We start from the raw sequence: 20,928 nt of genomic DNA on the forward strand, positions 1-20,928 counted from the left end.
CCCTCCCGCCCCACTTCTCAGTTTTTTCTGCTGGTTTCTGCCAATTCACACTGACATACTGGCGTAACAGGACAGAAGCGCCGATTTTTCGTTGAGGAACACTATGAAGAAAATTGTCTTTGCCGCTGCATTAGTTGTCAGCGGTCTGCTGGTTGGCTGTAACCAGCTAACGCAATATACCGTCAGTGAACAGGAAATTAATCAGGCGCTGGAAAAACATAACAATTTTTCTAAAGACATTGGCGTGCCGGGGCTGGCGGACGCGCATATCGTGCTCACGAATCTGACCAGCCAGATCGGACGTGAAGAGCCAAACAAAGTCACCCTGGCCGGTGATGCGGCTCTCGATATGTCATCCCTCTTTGGCAATCAGAAAGCCAACATCAAGCTCAAGCTGAAGGCACTCCCCGTTTTCAACAAAGAGAAAGGGGCAATTTTCCTGCAGGAGATGGAAGTCGTCGATGCACAGGTTTCGCCCGACAAGATGGCACCGGTTCTGCAAACCCTGATGCCCTATCTGAACCAGTCGCTGCAAAATTACTTTAACCAGCAGCCCGCGTACGTCTTAAGTGAAGATAAAAGCAAGGGTGAAGCTCTGGCAAAAAAATACGCAAAAGGGATAGAGGTGAAACCGGGAGAAATTATCATTCCTTTCACCGATTAACCTGAAGGGCGCTGTGGCGCCCTTTTTTTTTACGGAAAAGTGTGCAAACGAAAACGTTTCCGCTTATGATTTGTGTCCGGCAAAAACAGCCATCCTTATGACTGATTCCTGACAAGCCGGAGCTTCCATGACTGCACAACCCCAGGTTCTTAAAATCCGCCGCCCAGACGACTGGCATATCCATCTGCGTGATGGCGATATGCTGAAAACCGTCGTGCCTTATACCAGCGAAATTTATGGCCGCGCGATTGTCATGCCTAACCTGGTTCCACCAGTCACCACCGTCGATGCCGCGATGGCCTATCGCCAGCGCATCCTGGATGCCGTCCCTGCGGGACACGATTTTACCCCGTTGATGACCTGCTATCTGACCGACTCGCTGGATCCGAACGAAGTGGAGCGTGGGTTTAACGAAGGCGTATTTACGGCGGCGAAACTCTACCCGGCGAATGCCACCACCAACTCCAGTCACGGCGTGACCAGTATTGATGCCATCATGCCGGTTCTGGAACGCATGCAGAAACTGGGCATGCCGCTGCTGGTCCATGGTGAAGTCACGCATGCCGAGATTGACATCTTCGACCGTGAAGCCCGTTTTATCGAGACCGTGATGGAGCCTCTGCGCCAGCGCCTGCCCGCGCTTAAAGTGGTCTTTGAGCATATCACCACTAAAGACGCGGCAGAGTATGTGCGTGACGGCAACGATCTTATCGCCGCCACCATTACGCCGCAGCACCTTATGTTTAACCGTAACCACATGCTGGTGGGCGGGGTGCGCCCTCACCTGTACTGTCTGCCGATTCTCAAGCGCAATATTCACCAGCAGGCGCTGCGTGAGCTGGTTGCCAGCGGCTTCTCCCGCGCATTCCTCGGCACCGATTCCGCACCTCACGCCCGCCACCGTAAAGAGGCGAGCTGCGGATGCGCAGGCTGCTTCAACGCCCCAACGGCACTGGCCAGCTACGCGACCGTATTTGAAGAGATGAATGCGCTGGAACATTTCGAAGCGTTCTGCTCCCTTAACGGTCCGCGCTTTTACGGCCTGCCGGTCAACGACACCTTCATCGAACTGGAGCGTAAAGCCAGCCACGTTGAGGAGTCCATTGCGCTGACGGATGACACGCTGATCCCATTCCTGGCGGGCGAAACCGTAAACTGGACGGTAAAACGTTAAAAAATCAATGCCCCTTGTTGTCAAACCAATAATATACCTGTATAAATAAACAGTATATTACACAGGGGGCATTTATGCGTATTGAAGTCACCATAGCCAAAACGACTGTTCTGCCTGCCGGCGCGCTTGATGCACTGGCAGGCGAATTATCCCGCCGTATTAACAACACCTTTCCCGACAACGCGGGTGCCGTAACGGTGCGTTACGCGGCGGCAAACAACCTCTCCGTCATTGGTGCTGCGAAAGAAGATAAAGATCGCATCAGCGAAATCCTGCAGGAAACATGGGAAAGCGCGGACGACTGGTTTATCACAGATTAACACTGCTCCCTCATTGTGTTTTTTTGCCGGGTCGCCCCGGCTTTTTTTCGTCTGAAAATTCTGGAAGTTCAAATTAATTCGGCATCTTCTTTAAGAATCGTGAACAAGATGGTGTTTTATTGTTCGAACAATCCTAAAAAGCAGAAAAATGTGTTGCCAGCTGTTTATTTTTCCCGTTGGAACCCTTATTACTTGGTATACTGAAGATGCTTTCAGAAAAACATGCATTGAACCTCAGAGCCGTTGTCTTCTAACACGCATTAAGGGGGTTATAATGGAAAAGAATAGTGAAGTGATCCAGACCCATCCGCTTGTTGGCTGGGATATCAGCACCGTAGATAGCTACGATGCGCTGATGCTGCGTTTGCACTACCAGACCCCGAATCAACTCAACCGTGAAGAAGCGGAAGTTGGACAGACGCTGTGGCTTACAACAGACGTCGCCCGTCAGTTTATTTCTATTTTAGAGGCAGGTATTGCAAAAATAGAATCTGGCGACTATCAGGAAAATGAGTATAAACGGCACTAAGCTTATGCCCACTTTTCTCTCTACAGGCACCCTCGCGGTGCCTTATTTATTTCTCCCTTGTCTAACCCCGCGTTGTTAATTACTCTGCTAACAAAACGTCAGTTTACGAGATGCATATGAGATACGACTTAATCATTATTGGTAGCGGCTCCGTGGGTTCCGCTGCCGGTTATTACGCGACACAGGCAGGCCTCAAGGTCCTGATGATCGATGCCCACCGTCCACCTCATTCGGAGGGTAGCCATCATGGCGATACCCGCCTCATGCGCCATGCGTATGGAGAAGGCGAGCGCTATGTACCGCTGGTGCTTCGCGCCCAGACGCTGTGGGATGAACTGGCGAAACAGACCGAAGAACGTATTTTCGAGCGTACCGGCGTCATCAACCTTGGCCCTGCCCATTCTGATTTTCTCGCCAGCGTCGAGCGCAGCGCAAAAGCCTTTAATCTGGATGTTGAGAAGCTGGACGCGACGGGCATTACCGCGCGCTGGCCTGAAATTACCGTCCCCGACGGTTACATTGGCCTCTTTGAAGCCCACTCCGGCGTGCTGCATTGTGAAACGGCGATCAAAACCTGGATCGATCTTGCCGCGAAAGCCGGCTGTGCACAGCTGTTTAACTGTCCGGTGGAGGCCATTACCCATGACGAGAATGGCGTCACGGTAACGACGATTGACGGCGACTATTCAGCGTCCCGCCTGCTCGTCAGCGCAGGAACCTGGGTCACTCGCCTGCTGCCGGAACTGCCGATCCAGCCGGTACGCAAGGTCTTCTCCTGGTTCCAGTCGGATGGTCGCTACAGCGTGCAGAATAAATTCCCGGCCTTCACCGGCGAATTGCCGAATGGCGATCAGTTCTACGGTTTCCCTTCCGAGAAAGACGCGCTGAAAATCGGTAAACACAACGGTGGCCAGGCTATCTCCTCCCCTGAAGAGCGTAAACCTTTCGGCGCCTTTCCACAGGATGGTTCAGAAGCCTTCTCGTTCCTGCGCACTATTCTTCCGGGCGTCGGTGGCTTGCTGTATGGCGCGGCCTGTACCTACGACAACACGCCGGATGAAGACTTCATCATTGATACGCTGCCCGGGCATGACAACACCCTGCTTATCACCGGGCTGAGCGGCCACGGCTTTAAGTTCGCTTCCGTGCTGGGTGAAATCGCCGCGCAGTTTGCCCAGGGTATCGCGCCGCAGTTTGATCTGACGCCCTTCTCACTCTCGCGTTTTAACGGATAATCCGCCACGGGCTCCGGACGTCCCGGGGCCCGTTTCATTCACACTGCATTACGGAGCGTTATGCGCAGGATCGTTAGCTTTCTTATGAATAATATTCGCGAGCACTTTATGCTCTATATCTTATTGTGGGCGCTGCTGGCCATTATTGATTTTGTTTACATTGTATTTTATTGAAAACCCAGACTGACAATAATTGACATTTATTTAGTTTTATTGAAACTCTCAATTTCATCTTGCACGAAGTCATTGAATTACCTTCGTCCTTTCTTATCAAAATTGCTGAAATAAATAAAATAAAAATCAATAGACAATTATTTCAGTTGCAATATCACCTCTTCCCGTTCATTTTTACCCTTCGGTTAATTTGAAAATGGACATTCTGATGCAATTGCGTAACTCCTCCCGGCGCTACGGAATAATATCCATAGGTTTGCACTGGATATTTGCTATTGCCGTCTACGGTATGTTTGGACTTGGACTCTGGATGGTCACGCTCAGCTATTACGATGGCTGGTATCACCAGGCACCGGAATTACATAAAAGCATTGGCGTCGTCCTGATGCTGGGGCTGGTTTTTCGCGTGATCTGGCGGCATGTTTCCCCGCCGCCCGCCGCGCCGAAGACCCACAGCAAAATGACCCGCCTGGGTGCAGTTGCCGCACATATCGCGCTCTATGCGCTGCTCTTCGCCATTCTGATTAGCGGCTACCTTATCTCGACGGCAGACGGTAAGCCGATCAGCGTCTTTGGCCTTTTTGACGTCCCGGCAACGCTCAGCGATGCGGGTGCTCAGGCTGACACCGCAGGGGTCGTTCACCTCTGGCTTGCGTGGAGCGTCGTGATCCTGTCTGTACTGCACGGGCTTGCCGCCCTCAAACACCATTTTATTGATAAAGACGATACGCTAAAGCGCATGCTTGGCCGCTCGTCAGTTGACTCTGGAGCATAAAATGAAAAAACACCTGCTGGGTATCGCACTGGGTTCTCTGTTATTCACCACCGGTTCTGCCGTGGCGGCAGATTATAAAATTGATAAAGAGGGCCAACACGCTTTCGTCAATTTCCGTATTCAGCATCTGGGATACAGCTGGCTGTACGGTACCTTTAAGGATTTTGACGGCACATTCACCTTTGACGAGAAAAATCCTGCCGCCGATAAGGTCAACGTGACCATCAATACTAACAGCGTGGATACCAATCATGCGGAACGTGATAAACATCTGCGCAGTGGGGAATTCCTCAATGTCGCGAAATACCCACAGGCTACCTTCACCTCCACGGAAGTGAAAAAAGACGGTGATAAGCTGAATATTACCGGTAACCTGACGCTTAATGGCGTAACAAAACCGGTCACGCTTGATGCGAAATTAATCGGTCAGGGTGACGATCCGTGGGGCGGTAAACGCGCAGGTTTTGAAGCGGCGGGTAAAATTCACCTGAAAGATTTTAATATCACAACGGATTTAGGCCCGGCATCTCAGGACGTTGAGCTGGTTATTTCCGTTGAAGGTGTACAGCAGAAATCATAATAGATTCGCCCGGCAGGTTTTCACCGTGCCGGGCGTTATTATCATTCCGGGTCAGGGATACCCAGTTTGGTATTCAGACGGCCGCGTGATTTATTGAAAATCTTGTTGCCGTTTTCACGTCCTGCGCGACGACGGCGCTGCTCTTCTTCCGGCAGGATGCTCTCTTCGCTGCACAGCTCGCTACAGCAGCCGTTAAACTTCTCGGCACAGGCCGGGCACTGAATAAACAGCAGATGACACCCGTCATTTTTGCAGTTGGTATGGGTATCGCACGGTGCGCCGCACTGGTGGCACTGGGCAATAACGTCTTCCGAGATACGCTCACCCATACGCTCGTCAAAGACAAAGTTTTTCCCGATAAAGCGCACCGGTAAACCCTGCTCACGGGCGCGGCGGGCGTACTCGATAATGCCGCCTTCAATATGCCAGACCTTATTAAAGCCGTTGTGCTTCATCCACGCGCTGGCTTTCTCACAGCGGATACCGCCGGTGCAGTACATAACGATCTTTTTATCTTTATGTTCCTGCATCATCTCAACCGCTTTGGGCAGTTGCTCGCGGAAGGTATCGGCCGGGATTTCCATCGCGTTCTCGAAATGCCCCACTTCGTACTCATAGTGGTTACGCATATCAATGAACACGGCATCCGGATCGTCCAGCATCGCATTCACTTCCGCAGCCTTCAGATATTCACCGACATCCGCCGCGTTAAACTCAGGATCGTCGATACCGTCCGCCACGATGCGTTCACGCACCTTCATGCGCAGCACCCAGAAGGATTTCCCGTCATCATCCAGGGCAATGTTCAGGCGTAAGCCGTCGAGGGCCGGATCGAAGTGATAAAGCACGTCGCGGAAAGCGCTGACTTTGCTTTCCGGTACGCTAATTTGCGCGTTGATGCCTTCACGGGCAAGGTAGACGCGTCCGAAAACGTTCAGGGCCGTGAACGCCTGATAAAGCGCATCGCGGGTCGCCTGCGGATCGTTGATCGTGAAGTATTTGTAGAAAGAGATGGTTGTGCGCGGTTCGGTTTCAGCCAACATACGCGCTTTTAACATCTCATTCGACACGCGGTTGTGTAACACTGGCATGGTGTACAGTCCTGGAATCGTTAGAGAGAATGAAAAATCGGTCGGCATCATATAGCAAATAAAACCAATTTACATCCATACAATTTACGCTACATTTCACACACCCTGATTAATCAGGCTTAACAATTGCTGTATTCGTGTACGCCTCGAAAGCAGATATTTTGGCTATGTCTCAAAAAATGAGACACTAGCAAAACAGGACGTTTGAACACAGGAAAGACATGACCCAGTTACCAAAATTTACTGCCGCCCTTTTGCATCCCCGCTATTGGTTGACCTGGCTTGGCATCGGCTTTTTATGGCTTCTGGTACAGTTTCCCTACCCTGTTATTTTTCGGTTGGGTAAATTTCTGGGCCGTTTCGCGCAACTGTTTATGAAGCGTCGTGCCAGAATCGCGTACCGCAATCTTGAGTTATGTTTTCCGCAGATGAGCGAGTCAGAGCGTCACGATATGGTCTCGAAGAATTTCGAATCCGTCGGGATGGGGCTCATGGAAACCGGTATGGCGTGGTTCTGGCCGGACAAACGCATGGCCCGCTGGAGCGAGGTGACGGGAACCGGCATGGAACCTGTGCATACGCTTCAGGCCAATCAGACGGGCGTTCTGCTGATCGGCGTCCATTTCCTGACGCTGGAAATCGGGGCGCGCATGTTCGGCATGCAGGCACCCGGCATTGGCGTTTATCGTCCTAACGATAACCCGGTCATCGATTTAATCCAGACCAACGGCCGCATGCGCTCCAACAAGAGCATGATCGACCGTAAGGATCTGAAGGGGATGATCCGCGCGCTGAAATCCGGTGAAGTGGTCTGGTATGCCCCTGACCACGACTATGGCCCACAGGCCAGCGTATTTGTCCCCTTCTTCGCCGTTGAAGAGGCCGCCACAACGACCGGTACCTGGATGCTGGCGCGGATGTCCAAAGCCGCCATCGTGCCTTTTGTTCCCCGCCGTAAGCCGGATGGTTCAGGCTACGAGCTGATGATGCTGGAGCCCGAACTCGCGCCGCCGCTTGACGATGCGGAAACCACCGCACGCTGGATGAACAGCGTTGTGGAGAAGTGCATCATGCTGGCGCCTGAACAGTATATGTGGCTGCACCGCCGTTTTAAAACGCGGCCACAAGGCACCCCGTCCCGCTATTAATCCTCATGCGGTCCTCAGGGCCGCATGCCGTTTTAGCTTTAAAAGCTCCTCCTCATTGCGGCAATCATAACCCAGGCGCATAATTAGCAGGCTTATTACTTTATGCTTCAGGTGCTCTGCACCTCATTATGCGGATAGTTATGTCACCCTCAGATGCCCCCATAAACTGGAAGCGTAACCTCACGGTTGCGTGGCTTGGCTGTTTTCTTACCGGCGCGGCGTTTAGCCTGGTCATGCCCTTCTTACCGCTCTACGTCGAACAGCTTGGCGTGACGGGCCACAGTGCGCTCAATATGTGGTCTGGCCTGGTATTCAGCATCACGTTTCTCTTTTCCGCGATGGCCTCGCCCTTCTGGGGCGGCCTTGCCGATCGCAAAGGCCGTAAAATCATGCTGCTGCGCTCGGCGCTGGGGATGGCCATTATCATGGCGCTAATGGGCGTGGCGCAGAACGTCTGGCAGTTTCTGATCCTGCGCGCGCTGCTGGGCTTGCTGGGAGGATTTATTCCCAACGCGAATGCCCTGATTGCCACGCAAATGCCTCGCCATAAAAGCGGCTGGGCGCTAGGGACACTCTCCACCGGCGGCGTGAGTGGTGCTCTGCTGGGACCACTTGCCGGTGGACTACTGGCGGATAACTACGGCCTGCGCCCGGTCTTTTTCATCACCGCCAGCGTACTTTTCCTGTGCTTTATCGTCACCCTGCTCTGTATTCGTGAAAACTTCACGCCTGTCGCCAAAAAAGAGATGCTCCACGCCAGAGAGGTACTGACCTCGCTTAAAAATCCCAGACTGGTGCTGAGCCTGTTCGTGACGACCATGATTATTCAGGTGGCCACCGGGTCGATTGCCCCTATTCTGACGCTGTACGTTCGCGATCTGGCGGGTAATGTCAGCAATATTGCGTTCATCAGCGGGCTGATTGCGTCCGTGCCAGGCGTCGCGGCGCTGCTTAGCGCCCCGAAGCTGGGAAAACTGGGGGACCGGGTGGGTCCGGAAAAAATCCTGATCTGCGCGCTGGTGATTTCCGTCCTGCTGCTTATCCCGATGTCGATGGTGCAAACGCCATGGCAACTGGGCATCCTGCGCTTTTTGCTGGGTGCCGCCGACGGCGCGTTGCTGCCCGCCGTACAGACCCTGCTGGTCTACAACTCCACGAACCAGATTGCGGGGCGTATTTTCAGCTATAACCAGTCATTCCGGGATATCGGTAACGTCACCGGACCGCTGCTCGGGGCCGGGATCTCCGCCAGCTTCGGTTTTCGCGCCGTCTTTATTGTGACGGCGGGCGTCGTGTTGTTCAATGCCATTTATTCATGGTTCAGTTTATCCCGCGCGTTACGGCCCGTGACGGAATAAGACGAACGCCTGACAGCTTATTTTCGCATTCATACTTGCAGGATCTTATATTCAGCTATTATTTCCCTGAAACCTTCTGGAAAACAGGGAGACACCAATGACCATGTACGCCACGCTGGAAGAAGCTATTGATGCCGCTCGTGAAGAGTTCCTCGCCGATAACCCCGGCGTTGAAGAAGAAGATGCTGACGTGCAACAACTTAATATCCAAAAATACGTTCTGCAGGATGGGGATATTATGTGGCAAGCCGAATTTTTTGCCGATGAAGGTGAAGAAGGGGAATGTTTGCCGATATTAAGTGGTGAAGGTGCGCAGGCCGTCTTTGATGGCGACTATGACGAAATCGAACTTCGGCAGGAATGGCTGGAAGAGAACACCCTGCACGAGTGGGATGAGGGCGAGTTTCAGCTCGAGCCACCTCTGGATACGGAAGAAGGGCAAACCGCAGCCGATGAGTGGGACGAGCGTTAATTTACGCTATTCGTAAGGGCCGTGGCTGGCATCGATCGGCAGCAACAGCGTGTCGAAGATCAGCGAGAACGGCAGATCGAGCACGGTCAGGTAGCGCCATGCGGAATCACGGAGATCCCATTTCACGCCCGGGTAATACTGATTTCCGTGGCCTTGCCCTGGAATGGTGCGGCTGATGATACTCCCGCAGCCGCTGAGCAGGCATGCCATCATGACGACGATGATTATTCTCATCTCTACCCTCTAAAAAAATACCGGCCTCACAGCCGGTATTTTATCTGGCGGGTGGCGCTTCGCTTACCCGCCCTGCTTAACAACTTACTTCGCCTTCAGTGCAAGCGGGTTCAGCTTCACGTCCTTATAGTAGTTCACCCACGAAGAGTATTTCTCCGGAGCGGACCACACGCGGTAGTGAAGACGCGCCATTGTCACCGGGTCGCTCAACAGCACCAAACGACGGTCGCGGTTGAGTTTTTCCGGGGTCTCGTTAAGCGCCTGCTCAACGTGACGATCGCGGGCAATCTCCAGCACATGGCTGGCACGGTGACGCGCCGTCGCCATTGCCGTTGCCAGGGCGTTGAATGCCGGGTTAAACACAGCGTGCATGAAGCCGTCATCCAGCGAGCGATTGCGGTTCTGTTCCAGGTAACGATCGGTATCCACCAGCACCTGCGGCGGGGAATACTCTTCCGGGATCAGGAACAGTTTCCAGCGTTTGGTTCGCAGCCCCACCGTTGAACGGCTGGAGATCACGGACACAAACGGCGACAGGATCAGCGAGAAGACAATCGGTGCCAGCCAGAACAGGAAGCGCAGATCCAGCCAGGCCATCCCGGCCGCCCACACCAGCCCCAGCAGCAGCTGAGAACCGTGACGCATAAAGGCTTCGCTCCACGGCGTGGAGTCGTCATCACGCTGCGGTGAGTTCCAGACCACTTCCCAGCCCAGGAACGCACTGACCACAAACACGGTGTGGAACAGCATACGTACCGGCGCCAGCAGCACGGAGAACAGCACTTCCAGCAGCAGTGAAAGGGTCACGCGGAAGAAACCGCCGTACTCTTTCGAGCCTTTGCACCAGATCAGGATGATACTGAGCAGCTTAGGCAGGAACAGCAGCACCATGGTGGAGGCAAACAGCGCAATCGCCAGCTCCGGACGCCACTGCGGCCACACCGGGAACAGCTGGCGCGGTTGCAGGAAGTATTGCGGCTCCGTCAGGGCATGGACGACCTGCAGCGCAGTGGAGAGCGCGAGGAACATAAACCACAGCGGTGCGGAGAGATAAGACATCACGCCCGTCAGGAACACCGCGCGGTGAACCGGGTGCATCCCTTTAACAAGGAACAGGCGGAAGTTCATCAGGTTACCATGACACCAGCGGCGGTCACGCTTGAGCTCGTCCAGCAGGTTCGGCGGCAGCTCTTCGTACGATCCCGGCAAGTCGTAGGCAATCCAGACGCCCCAGCCAGCACGACGCATCAGCGCCGCTTCCACGAAGTCATGCGACAGAATAGAACCGGCAAACGAACCCTCGCCCGGCAACGGTGCCAGCGCACAGTGTTCGATGAACGGCTTCACGCGGATAATGGCGTTGTGACCCCAGTAGTGCGACTCACCCAACTGCCAGAAGTGCAGACCGGCAGTAAACAGCGGCCCGTAAACACGGGTAGCGAACTGCTGGCAGCGCGCATAAAGGGTGTCCATTCCGGACGCTTTTGGCGAGGACTGAATGATACCCGCGTTAGGGTTGGCTTCCATCAGACGCACCAGACCGCTCAGGCAGTCTCCGCTCATGACGGAGTCAGCATCCAGCACCACCATGTAGCTGTACTGGTTACCCCAGCGACGGCAGAAGTCATCAATGTTGCCGCTTTTACGCTTCACACGACGGCGGCGGCGGCGGTAGAAGATCTGGCCTTCGCCCTGCACTTCTGCAATCAGCTCCATCCACGCTTTTTGTTCTGCAACGCAGATATCCGGGTTGTAACTGTCGCTCAGGATGTAAACGTCGAAATGCTCCGCGTTACCGGTCGCCTTTACGGACTCCCAGGTCGCACGCAGGCCCGCAAATACGCGGTCAACATCTTCGTTACAGATAGGCATAATCAGCGCGGTACGGTGCTCAGGATTGAGGGGTTCATCCCCGACCGTTGACGCTGAAATGCTGTATTTGTCTCGCCCCATCAGCAGCTGCAGGAAGCCCATCAGCGCGGTCCAGAAACCGGCCGAGACCCAGCAGAAGAGAACCGCAAACAGCAGGAGAATGCCGCTCTGCAGGATATACGGCAGCAACTGCATGAAGGAGACCCAGAGATCCTGGCCCATCATGTCCGTCGGGTTGATAAACGCCCAGCCCTGGTAAGGCAGGATGGTTTTCATATACCAGGTCGCGACGACGGTCTGTGCCAGCGTCAGAAGCAGCAGGATATAACGACGGATGGTCCCCACGGTACGCCATTTCTGCTCGGAAGCCTGCTCTTCTTTCGTCAGGCGCGACAGATAGCGCGGCGTCACATCACGCCCACGCAGGCGATCCCAGAAGCGACCCACCGGGTTGGTGCGCCATGGGTCGGGGAACATAGAGGAACGCGTGGCCTTCGGCATCGCCTGAAGCTGATCGCGTCCTTCATCGTCTTTAATCAACTGCCCTTCCGCCAGCGAGTCCGGCCAGGCCTGCTCCAGACGCGCCTTGACTGACCCGAGCGGCGTATCATCATCACGGGAAAACGTATGATGTTCACCATCCAGCGCGGTATGAACCGCGCGGATGTCGCTCTTAGGCAGTGCCGCTTTTTCGATATCCGTCAGCGGCATGGCATCAATATATTCAGATGTATTATTCATTGGCAGGTAGCTGATAGCTCCAGGTTTCACTCAGCGGCTGATCGTTACTGACCAGCGCAGCACGCATTTCAGTGGTCTGTTTCGGATCTTTCACTTTCACGCGCAGGGTCAGACGCCAGCCTTTGGTTACCGGGTTGTAACGCACGGTATTCTCAACGATTTCACCGTTATCACCGATGCTGGCCTGAGCGGCAACGTCGGTGTCCGGTGACAGTTTCTTCATATCCTGGCCTGTGAAGTCCACGACGAACGCCACGGTACCGTCAGGCTGACGGATAAGATTAGACTGCTTCACATCACCCGTTGAGCGGCGAGTCTGCATCACATACGCGTTATCCGGCGCATGCAGCTTATCTTCGTCGCGGCTGAAGGTAATGGTGTACTTGAAGTTCATCTCTTTACCGGCTTCCGGCAGTTGATCCGGTGTCCAGTAAGCGACGATGTTATCGTTGGTTTCGTCGTTGGTTGGAATTTCTACCAGCTCGACCTTACCTTTACCCCAGTCACCGTTTGGCGTGACCCAGGCGCTTGGACGCTGGTCATAGCGATCGTCCAAATCTTCAAAGCGGGAGAACTGACGACCACGCTGCAGCAGGCCGAAACCTTGTGGGTTTTCCATTGCGAAGCTGCTCACCGCCAGATGTTTCGGGTTATTCAGCGGACGCCAGATCCACTCACCGTTACCGGCATGAATAGACAGACCGTTGGAGTCATGCAGTTCCGGGCGGAAGTTGGTTGCCGGAGACGGCTGGTTCGGCCCAAACAGGAACATACTGGTCAGTGGTGCAACGCCCAGTTTGCCTACTTTATCACGCAGGTAAACCTTGGACTGCACGTCAACCACCGTGTCACGACCCGGCATAATCACAAAGCGATAGGCACCGGTTGCACGCGGGGAATCCAGCAGCGCATAAATGGTCAGACGCTTGTCCGTTGGTTTTGGACGTTCAATCCAGAACTCACGGAAACGTGGAAACTCTTCACCTGATGGCAGCGCGGTATCAATAGCCAGACCACGCGCAGAAAGCCCGTACACCTGCCCCGCGCCAATGACGCGGAAATAGCTGGCACCCAGCATGCTGACGATTTCGTCGTTTTTATCTTTGCTGTTGATCGGGTAAAGCACCTTAAAGCCTGCGAAGCCCAGGTCTTTCACCGTATCTTTGTCGTGTTGCACATTGCCAAAATTGAAGTAATCCGGGCTGTACTTAATCTTACGAACCGCTGTCGCCGTCACTTCATTGATGGCAACAGGCGTGTCGAAGTACATACCCTGATGATAAAACTCAAGCTTGAACGGGGTTTTAATATTGCTCCAGTACGCTTTGTCGTGATTGAACTGGATCTGCTGATAGTCCGCATACTTCATGTCGCGGAAAACGGAGGGCAAGTTACTTTTCGGCGCTTCGTAGCTCTTGCCTGCCATCGATTTTGCCTGTTTTGCGACATCGTCGATGTTAAAGGCCAGTGCCGATGAGGTATACAGTGACAACACCACTGCAGCACCCAACCAACGCATTTTCATCATCTGTGGTTTATGTTTCATAATAAGTAAGCACTTCCCCCTTTGTGTGCTTATATCGATCCGATCCATTTTAATGGAAACTCAGGCAATCCGACAACATTATCACTGCTTTGTTCAGCTGCTGGCTCATGGATTAAGCAAATGAAAGAACCCGCTATTCACTTTGCGTGCTTATCCTGGAGACAGGGTGTCGGTCTTGGTGTAGGGTTGGCTTCGAATGTAACCATTATGAGTCTTAGGGATAAGGCGAAAAGTCTGAGAATGCACAACGTTATATGAGCACAACACCAATACAACGGGAATATTTCCTCGACTCGATCCGGGCATGGCTGATGCTATTGGGGATCCCCTTTCACATTTCACTGATTTACTCCAGCCACACCTGGCACGTGAATAGCCAGATGCCCTCCTGGTGGCTGACGCTGTTTAATGACTTTATTCACGCCTTCCGTATGCAGGTGTTCTTCGTCATATCTGGCTATTTTTCTTACATGCTGTTTCTGCGATACCCGCTCAAGCGCTGGTGGAAAGTGCGCGTAGAGCGCGTGGGGATCCCCATGCTGACCGCAATTCCGCTGCTGACGCTGCCTCAATTCATTATGTTGCAATACGTCAAGGGCAAGGCGGAGAACTGGCCGAATCTTACGCTGTATGAAAAGTACAATACGCTGGTCTGGGAGCTGGTGTCTCACCTGTGGTTCCTGCTGGTCCTGGTGGTGCTCACAACGGTGAGTCTGTTGATTTTCAGCCGCCTGCGCCACCATCTGAGTACGAAAGTCGACACCTTTTTCGCCAACGTTACGATGGGCAAACTGTCAGTGCTTTTCTTGCTGTTGGGGATTGCCTATGCCGCCGTGCGACGGACCCTGTTTATCGTCTACCCGCCGATTTTGAGCGACGGGTTATTTAATTTTGTGGTGATGCAGTCCCTGTTCTACATTCCGTTCTTTTTAATCGGCGCGCTGGCCTTTATTCATCCGAAGCTTAAATCGCTGTTTGTCACCCCGTCACCGTGGTGCGCGCTCGGAGCCACCCTCGCGTTCGCGGCCTATCTTCTGAATCAGCGCTACGGCAGCGGCGACGCCTGGATGTATGAAACGGAAAGCGTGATCACCATGCTGTTGGGCCTGTGGATGGTGAACGTGGTATTCGCGTTGGGCCACCGTTTGCTGAACTTTAAGTCCAGCCGCGTGACCTACTTCGTTAATGCTTCACTGTTTATCTATCTGGTGCATCACCCGTTGACGCTTTTCTTCGGGGCTTACATCACACCGCACATCGCCTCCAACACGCTGGGCTTCTTTACCGGGCTGGTGTTTGTTGTGGGGGTGGCGATCGTACTCTACGAAATCCATCTGCGGATCCCGCTCCTGCGTTTCCTCTTTTCAGGAAAACCACAGGCAAAAGCCTCATAAACTACGCGGCGCACCAGATGCGCCGCATTTGCTTCAGCTCTCCAGCTCTTGTCTGCGCTGAGTCAGAAGCCGCTGATAAAGATGCATGGTGTCGTCGTCGAAACAGACAAAAATCACCTTCTCTGGCAGCGGTTTTAAAGACAGATAACGGTAAACGGTTTCTACGGCGATCGTTGCGGCGGCGGCCTTAGGGTAACCATACACGCCGGTGCTGATGGCCGGGAACGCCATCGTTTTATAACCGTTGTCGGCGGCCAGTCGCAAACAGTTCCGGTAAGCCTCTTCCAGAATACTCGCTTCGTGCTGGTCCCCGCCATGCCAGACGGGCCCTACGGCGTGAATAACCGCTCTGGCAGGCAGATTGCCCGCAAGCGTAATCACTGCGTGACCGGGAGGACATTCGCCCTGCTGTTGCCGCACGGTTTTACAGGCTTCCAGCAACTGCGGTCCGGCAGCCCGGTGGATAGCCCCGTCCACACCGCCTCCCCCCATCAGGGATGGATTGGCCGCATTGACGATGACGTCGACGTGCATTGTCGTAATATCGCCATGCATAATTTCAATTTGCGGTTTCATAAAGCCCCTCTGCAACCCGCCTTTTCCTTAAGTGTATCGCAGAGGAGCCTGGGAGAAAAAACTATCAGAAAAAATCCTCTTCCACCGCAGGGCGGGAGAGGCGCATTAGCGATACTGGATTTCGACAACCGCGAGCGTTTTTTCAGGATTAAGGTATTTCATATTGAGCGTCGCCAGGCTTGAGTCGCTGACTTTCCCGTTAAGCGCCTCTTCATAGCTGACCATACGCGTTTGCATACGGTTATTATTTGGACATGACATTGCAAACTGTTGCTTCTGCGGAGTGACTTCGCAGGGGTCTGCGACAATGGCACCGCGAAAATGAATGACACCACCGTCAACAACTGTGGCCGAATAAGCCGGGATACTCAAAGCAGAAACGACCAAACCCAGACCTGCCACGAGTCGAGCAAAATAGTTGTTCATTATAGGTACTCCTCAATGAAAATCGTCCATGAGGGGTAAACGCGCTTCATTTATTATGGCAAACGAAGTTTCACGTTACGGAACATAACGACCTGGTCCCTGATATCAGCATAGCTCAACGGCACAGACCCGCCACATTCGCAACACATTGATTTTAGAAGTGTTTATAGCGAACGTTCTGCTGGCGACCACTGTTGTGATAAATGGAGCGATTTACCGTCTGAAACGGTGACAACGATTTTTACCGTGTCTCCCGCGCTAATATTTAAACTCAAGCGCATTAAATCAATCGTCTGATTAGCGGGTATAAAAAGTGTGTTTTGCTGTCGGGAAGAACTTTGTCCCCCCTGCCCTTCTCGCACAGAAACAATCTGGACCTGACAATCACACGATTGCGCCAGAGTGACCTGCGGAATAATGGTGGTCATATTTTCCTGCTGGGAGGTTTTGAAGGTTATCTGGCTGGAAAGGGCGGCAAGTAGAATTAAGGTATTCATGATGAACTCCCGAAAAAAAACAGGGCTGATGCCCTGTTTTTTTGTAGCACAGATTTCAGTATCAGTACTGATGAGCTGATGCGTGGTTACCAAAACCGATCTGGGTAACGTTGACAGTCGAGTTGGAAGCAGTCTGGTCTACCAGTGCACCGTTAAAGCCGCCGGACTGGCTAACATTCATAACGGATTTTTTACTGTTCCACTGATCAAGTGTCGCACTGTTGCCAAAACCGTTCTGGGTCAGGTTGATTTTACTGTCATCAGAACCCTGGCCAACGTCAGCACCGTTACCGCCACCTGTCTGGCTAATATTCATGACGGAATTTCTGGCGTCTGTCTGCAGGGCAACCGCGGAGTTACCGCCACCGTTCTGATAAATATTCAGGGTTGAATTTGGACCACTGTCTCCACCATGACCATGCCCATGACCCCATCCGCCCTGATTAATAGAACCCGCCATAGCACTACCAGAAACTACGATTGCTGCAAGTGCTGCCACTTTGATAAATTTCATGGTAAACCCCCATCGGATTGATTAAAGTCGTCGCGAAAGCGCTAATGTTGAATAACGTTAATAGCCATTTGCGACTGTTTCTGCACTACAACTGCGTTTTTCTGCGTACCGTATTGCGTAATATTTGCTCTATTACCCGACCCTTGCTGGATAATTTTCGCGCTATTACCGTATCCATCTTGCGTAATGCCTGCATCATTCGCGTTACCGCTCTGATCGATCCAGGCTATATTGTAACTCCCTGATTGATCAACTCTCGCTCTGTTGCCTGCCCCATCCTGGGAAACAATGGATAAGAGTTTTGAACCGTCCTGGCGAACCTGAGCGTCATTGAAAACGCCCCGTTGACCAATAATGGCTGCCTGATTTAGTGATGAAAGACTTAATTCGTTAACCGCAAAGTTATATTCAGCATTTGCCAAGTCTGAATTAGCCGCGGCTACAAATCCAGGCGCACCCAGTAATGTAAACATCATAATTAACGATGCGTTTTTCATGTTGTCACCCTGGACCTGGCTATTTAATCACGCCATAACCGTATAACACTGTTACTTGTTAAAACGACTCGTATTGTGTTAACGCGTCGTTACGGTGAAGAGTATGTCCGCTGAAACATTTTAAATATCTCACCCGCGCGGCTTATTTTTATTTATCGGATCACCACAAAGTCGTAATTTACATCAAAAATCACTTTAATCAGGCCAGCTTATATTTTTTATTAAAAGTGTCTTGCGTTCGGGTTGTACAACGAGATGAAGGCTGTCCACGCGTCCTCCCGGGTTGTTTAAACGTAACGGCAGGAGAACAATTTTTCTCAGTGCGTGACACGGAACCTGTTTTCTTAAGCCAGGCACTCGCTCATTTGTGGACTTAGAAATAATCTGCAACTCATACTTAATTATCGTTTTAAAAAAATAACAAATAACCTTAAAAATCAAATCATTAAAAATATTTGTATGATTTTTAAAATCTGTGCACATCTATTTATGTGTACAACTTTCTCATCAATTCTCGCCATTCATCACAACTTAATTTCACAAATTAATATTGATTTTTACATCCTGTTACACGTTTAACACTTGCTTTAAACTTCGTAAAAGCTAGATTGAAATTAGATGTACGAAATTGGTTTTATATTTACCTCCCTGTGGAGGTTATGGTCTGATTCTACACACAGCAGTGCAACATCTGTCAGTACTTCTGGTGTCCTCTTTTAAACAGGAGGACAGCTGCCAGGTGCCAAAAAAAAGTGGGGTTTCATCATGTATAATGAAGTCCATAGTTTACATGGTCATACATTACTGTTGATCACAAAACCTTCTTTGCAAGCGACAGCGTTATTACAACATTTAAAGCAATCTTTATCACTGAACGGGAAATTGCATAATATTCAACGTTCTTTTGATGATATTGCATCTGGCAGCATCATTCTTTTCGATATGATGGAAGCTGATAAAAAGCTTATCCATTACTGGCAAGATATTTTAAGCAGGAAAAACAATAATATCCGCGTGCTATTGTTGAATACACCTGATGAATATCCTTTCAGAGATATTGAAAGCTGGCCGCATATCAATGGCGTGTTCTACGTCACTGAAGAAGAAGACCGGGTGGTAGAGGGTCTGCAAGGTATATTGCGCGGAGAGTGTTATTTTTCGCAAAAGCTTGCCAGCTATCTCATCACGCACTCCGGAAATTATCGCTATAACAGTTCAGAGTCAGCACTGCTCACGCACCGTGAGAAAGAGATCCTGAACAAGTTACGCATTGGTGCTTCAAATATTGAAATCGCCCGTTCGTTATTTATCAGCGAAAATACGGTAAAGACGCACCTTTATAATCTTTTCAAGAAGATAGCTGTGAAAAACCGAACTCAGGCTGTTTCGTGGGCAAACGATAACCTCAGGCGTTAATCACATGAAGCGCACATTGAGTTGGATCGCCGCAGCGAGTTTTCTGCTCGCTGCTGGGAATCTGAAGGCCGTCGAGGTCGAAGTTCCCGGATTGTTAACAGACCACACTGTCTCATCGGTCGGGCACAGTTTTTACCGCGCCTTCAGTGACAAATGGGACAGTAAATACACGGGTAATATAACAATCAACGAGCGGCCCAGTGCACGATGGGGAAGTTGGATAACAATAACGGCTAATCAGTACGTTATTTATCAAACGTTCTTATTCCCCACCAAAATAGACTTCGATAAAAACGTAGCCTTAGCACTGGCACAATCTGAAGACGCTATTAATCGCCTGCAAATAGATAAAGCCCTATTAAGCACCCGCGATTTAGCAAAAGATGAATTCTAGCGAACCGATATCTGGAGGTTGTCATGCGTATTGCATATGCAGTTGTTTCGATAATGCTGATAACACCCATAAGCTGGGCCGGAAACATGACGTTTCAGTTCCGTAACCCTAACTTTGGTGGTAACCCTAACAACGGCGCTTTCCTGCTGAATGAAGCTCAGGCGCAAAACTCCTACAAAGATCCAAGCTATAAGAATTTTAGCGTTGATACCCCGTCCGCGCTGGACAACTTCACTCAGGCCATCCAGTCGCAGATTTTGGGTGGTTTGCTCACCAACATTAATACCGGTAAACCCGGCCGAATGGTGACCAACGACTTTATCGTTGATATCGCCAATACTGACGGACAGCTTCAGTTGAACGTGACCGATCGTAAAACCGGAAAAATCTCCACCATCCAGGTTTCCGGTCTACAAAGTAATTCAACTGACTTTTAAACAATAGCTAAATAAGGACAACGATCATGCAGCGCTTCCTGATATTTGTTGCAGTGTGCTTATTGAGCGGTTGTTTAACTGCTCCACCTAAAGAAGCTGCAAAACCTACATTAATGCCTCGGGCCCAGAGTTATCGTGATTTAACGCATTTACCTTCCCCTACCGGGAAAATATTTGTCTCCGTATACAACATTCAGGATGAAACCGGGCAATTCAAGCCTTATCCGGCAAGTAACTTCTCCACCGCAGTGCCGCAAAGTGCCACCGCCATGCTGGTTACCGCGCTCAAGGATTCGCACTGGTTTATTCCGCTGGAACGACAGGGGTTACAAAACCTGTTGAATGAGCGGAAAATCATTCGTGCCGCACAGGAGAATGGCACCGTCGCGGACAATAACCGTACGCCTCTTCAGTCGCTGGCGGCAGCGAACGTGATGATTGAAGGATCGATTATTGGCTACGAAAGTAACGTTAAATCGGGTGGTGCAGGAGCACGTTACTTCGGTATCGGTGCGGATACCCAGTACCAGCTCGACCAAATCGCCGTTAACCTGCGTGTGGTCAACGTCAGTACAGGCGAAGTGCTCTCTTCGGTGAACACCAGCAAAACCATACTGTCTTATGAAGTCCAGGCTGGGGTCTTCCGCTTCATCGATTACCAGCGTTTGCTGGAGGGTGAAATTGGCTACACCTCTAACGAGCCGGTCATGATGTGTCTGATGTCAGCCATTGAAACCGGCGTGATCTACTTAATCAATGATGGTATCGACCGCGGGCTGTGGGATCTGCAAAACAAAGCAGACGTGCAGAACCCGATACTGGTGAAATACCGCGATATGTCAGTACCTCCGGAATCCTGACAGG

25 protein-coding genes are annotated in these 20,928 nt (G+C 51.6%); 16 read left to right on the forward strand and 9 right to left on the reverse strand.

Annotation, left to right across the window (positions count from 1 at the left end; genetic code table 11):
• Positions 1-103 precede the first annotated feature (103 nt).
• From FU672_RS10830 to FU672_RS10865, 8 genes are all read left to right on the forward strand, one after another.
• The gene (locus FU672_RS10830; RefSeq protein WP_148243251.1) at positions 104-664 is read left to right on the forward strand and encodes a lipoprotein; all 561 of its coding nucleotides are present in this window, start codon (positions 104-106) and stop codon (positions 662-664) included.
• A 127-nt stretch (positions 665-791) separates the two neighbouring features.
• Positions 792-1,838 (forward strand): dihydroorotase, encoded by a 1,047-nt coding sequence (gene pyrC / locus FU672_RS10835; RefSeq protein ID WP_033145198.1) that lies wholly within the window; start codon positions 792-794, stop codon positions 1,836-1,838.
• Positions 1,839-1,912: 74 nt separating this feature from the next.
• Entirely contained in the window at positions 1,913-2,158 is a 246-nt protein-coding gene (gene dinI, locus FU672_RS10840) for a DNA damage-inducible protein I (protein WP_008500826.1), read from the forward strand.
• A 274-nt stretch (positions 2,159-2,432) separates the two neighbouring features.
• On the forward strand, positions 2,433-2,687 hold the full coding sequence (bssS, locus tag FU672_RS10845; protein WP_008500827.1) for a biofilm formation regulator BssS: 255 nt from the start codon (positions 2,433-2,435) through the stop codon (positions 2,685-2,687).
• A 116-nt stretch (positions 2,688-2,803) separates the two neighbouring features.
• Positions 2,804-3,922: an N-methyl-L-tryptophan oxidase gene (gene solA / locus FU672_RS10850; protein WP_148243252.1), complete on the forward strand. Its 1,119-nt coding sequence runs from the start codon at positions 2,804-2,806 to the stop codon at positions 3,920-3,922.
• A gap of 60 nt (positions 3,923-3,982) precedes the next feature.
• Complete coding sequence (locus FU672_RS10855; protein WP_032638658.1) at positions 3,983-4,096, forward strand: YceO family protein; 114 nt, start codon at positions 3,983-3,985, stop codon at positions 4,094-4,096.
• Positions 4,097-4,304: 208 nt separating this feature from the next.
• The gene (locus FU672_RS10860; protein WP_148243253.1) at positions 4,305-4,871 is read left to right on the forward strand and encodes a cytochrome b; all 567 of its coding nucleotides are present in this window, start codon (positions 4,305-4,307) and stop codon (positions 4,869-4,871) included.
• A gap of 1 nt (position 4,872) precedes the next feature.
• A complete protein-coding gene (locus tag FU672_RS10865; protein ID WP_148243254.1) occupies positions 4,873-5,451 on the forward strand; it encodes a YceI family protein in 579 nt (192 codons plus the stop codon).
• 41 nt (positions 5,452-5,492) lie between these two features.
• Here FU672_RS10865 and trhO read toward each other — a convergent pair whose 3' ends face one another.
• The gene (trhO, locus tag FU672_RS10870; protein WP_148243255.1) at positions 5,493-6,542 is read right to left on the reverse strand and encodes an oxygen-dependent tRNA uridine(34) hydroxylase TrhO; all 1,050 of its coding nucleotides are present in this window, start codon (positions 6,540-6,542) and stop codon (positions 5,493-5,495) included.
• A gap of 221 nt (positions 6,543-6,763) precedes the next feature.
• Here trhO and FU672_RS10875 point away from each other — a divergent pair, with 221 nt between their 5' ends.
• The 3 genes from FU672_RS10875 to FU672_RS10885 all read left to right on the forward strand — a co-directional run bounded on the left by FU672_RS10875 (position 6,764) and on the right by FU672_RS10885 (position 9,520).
• Complete coding sequence (locus tag FU672_RS10875) at positions 6,764-7,690, forward strand: Kdo(2)-lipid IV(A) acyltransferase (RefSeq protein ID WP_148243256.1); 927 nt, start codon at positions 6,764-6,766, stop codon at positions 7,688-7,690.
• Between the two features lie 140 nt (positions 7,691-7,830).
• Positions 7,831-9,048 (forward strand): multidrug efflux MFS transporter MdtG, encoded by a 1,218-nt coding sequence (gene mdtG, locus FU672_RS10880; protein ID WP_148243257.1) that lies wholly within the window; start codon positions 7,831-7,833, stop codon positions 9,046-9,048.
• Between the two features lie 97 nt (positions 9,049-9,145).
• Complete coding sequence (locus FU672_RS10885) at positions 9,146-9,520, forward strand: MysB family protein (RefSeq protein WP_023311118.1); 375 nt, start codon at positions 9,146-9,148, stop codon at positions 9,518-9,520.
• A 6-nt stretch (positions 9,521-9,526) separates the two neighbouring features.
• Here FU672_RS10885 and FU672_RS10890 read toward each other — a convergent pair whose 3' ends face one another.
• From FU672_RS10890 to mdoG, 3 genes are all read right to left on the reverse strand, one after another.
• A complete protein-coding gene (locus FU672_RS10890) occupies positions 9,527-9,754 on the reverse strand; it encodes a YceK/YidQ family lipoprotein (RefSeq protein WP_024908995.1) in 228 nt (75 codons plus the stop codon).
• A gap of 84 nt (positions 9,755-9,838) precedes the next feature.
• On the reverse strand, positions 9,839-12,367 hold the full coding sequence (gene mdoH / locus FU672_RS10895) for a glucans biosynthesis glucosyltransferase MdoH (protein WP_148243258.1): 2,529 nt from the start codon (positions 12,365-12,367) through the stop codon (positions 9,839-9,841).
• The gene (gene mdoG / locus FU672_RS10900; RefSeq protein ID WP_187360798.1) at positions 12,360-13,913 is read right to left on the reverse strand and encodes a glucans biosynthesis protein MdoG; all 1,554 of its coding nucleotides are present in this window, start codon (positions 13,911-13,913) and stop codon (positions 12,360-12,362) included. Before mdoG ends, mdoH begins: the two co-directional genes overlap by 8 nt.
• A 254-nt stretch (positions 13,914-14,167) precedes the next feature.
• Between mdoG and mdoC the strand changes: the two genes are divergently transcribed.
• On the forward strand, positions 14,168-15,307 hold the full coding sequence (mdoC, locus tag FU672_RS10905) for a glucans biosynthesis protein MdoC (protein WP_148243259.1): 1,140 nt from the start codon (positions 14,168-14,170) through the stop codon (positions 15,305-15,307).
• A gap of 33 nt (positions 15,308-15,340) precedes the next feature.
• Here mdoC and ymdB read toward each other — a convergent pair whose 3' ends face one another.
• From ymdB to csgB, 5 genes are all read right to left on the reverse strand, one after another.
• Positions 15,341-15,883 carry an O-acetyl-ADP-ribose deacetylase gene (gene ymdB / locus FU672_RS10910; RefSeq protein ID WP_148243260.1) on the reverse strand — a complete coding sequence of 181 codons (543 nt, stop codon included), beginning with the start codon at positions 15,881-15,883 and terminating at the stop codon, positions 15,341-15,343.
• Positions 15,884-15,988: 105 nt separating this feature from the next.
• Positions 15,989-16,309 (reverse strand): YmdA family protein, encoded by a 321-nt coding sequence (locus FU672_RS10915; protein WP_148243261.1) that lies wholly within the window; start codon positions 16,307-16,309, stop codon positions 15,989-15,991.
• Between the two features lie 164 nt (positions 16,310-16,473).
• Positions 16,474-16,806 carry a curli assembly chaperone CsgC gene (gene csgC / locus FU672_RS10920; RefSeq protein ID WP_148243262.1) on the reverse strand — a complete coding sequence of 111 codons (333 nt, stop codon included), beginning with the start codon at positions 16,804-16,806 and terminating at the stop codon, positions 16,474-16,476.
• A 61-nt stretch (positions 16,807-16,867) separates the two neighbouring features.
• Entirely contained in the window at positions 16,868-17,320 is a 453-nt protein-coding gene (gene csgA, locus FU672_RS10925) for a curli major subunit CsgA (RefSeq protein ID WP_148243263.1), read from the reverse strand.
• 41 nt (positions 17,321-17,361) lie between these two features.
• The gene (csgB, locus tag FU672_RS10930; protein ID WP_148243264.1) at positions 17,362-17,817 is read right to left on the reverse strand and encodes a curli minor subunit CsgB; all 456 of its coding nucleotides are present in this window, start codon (positions 17,815-17,817) and stop codon (positions 17,362-17,364) included.
• A gap of 765 nt (positions 17,818-18,582) precedes the next feature.
• Here csgB and csgD point away from each other — a divergent pair.
• From csgD to csgG, 4 genes are read left to right on the forward strand one after another with little or no spacing between them, the layout of a single operon-like run.
• A complete protein-coding gene (gene csgD, locus FU672_RS10935; RefSeq protein WP_148243265.1) occupies positions 18,583-19,233 on the forward strand; it encodes a biofilm master transcriptional regulator CsgD in 651 nt (216 codons plus the stop codon).
• Positions 19,234-19,237: 4 nt separating this feature from the next.
• Positions 19,238-19,627: a curli production assembly/transport protein CsgE gene (gene csgE / locus FU672_RS10940; protein ID WP_148243266.1), complete on the forward strand. Its 390-nt coding sequence runs from the start codon at positions 19,238-19,240 to the stop codon at positions 19,625-19,627.
• 23 nt (positions 19,628-19,650) lie between these two features.
• On the forward strand, positions 19,651-20,064 hold the full coding sequence (gene csgF / locus FU672_RS10945) for a curli production assembly/transport protein CsgF (protein WP_148243267.1): 414 nt from the start codon (positions 19,651-19,653) through the stop codon (positions 20,062-20,064).
• 26 nt (positions 20,065-20,090) lie between these two features.
• Positions 20,091-20,924: a curli production assembly/transport protein CsgG gene (gene csgG / locus FU672_RS10950; RefSeq protein WP_148243268.1), complete on the forward strand. Its 834-nt coding sequence runs from the start codon at positions 20,091-20,093 to the stop codon at positions 20,922-20,924.
• Positions 20,925-20,928 lie beyond the last annotated feature (4 nt).

The sequence above is a fragment of the Enterobacter asburiae genome (genome assembly GCF_008080435.1).
GTDB lineage: Bacteria > Pseudomonadota > Gammaproteobacteria > Enterobacterales > Enterobacteriaceae > Enterobacter > Enterobacter asburiae_C.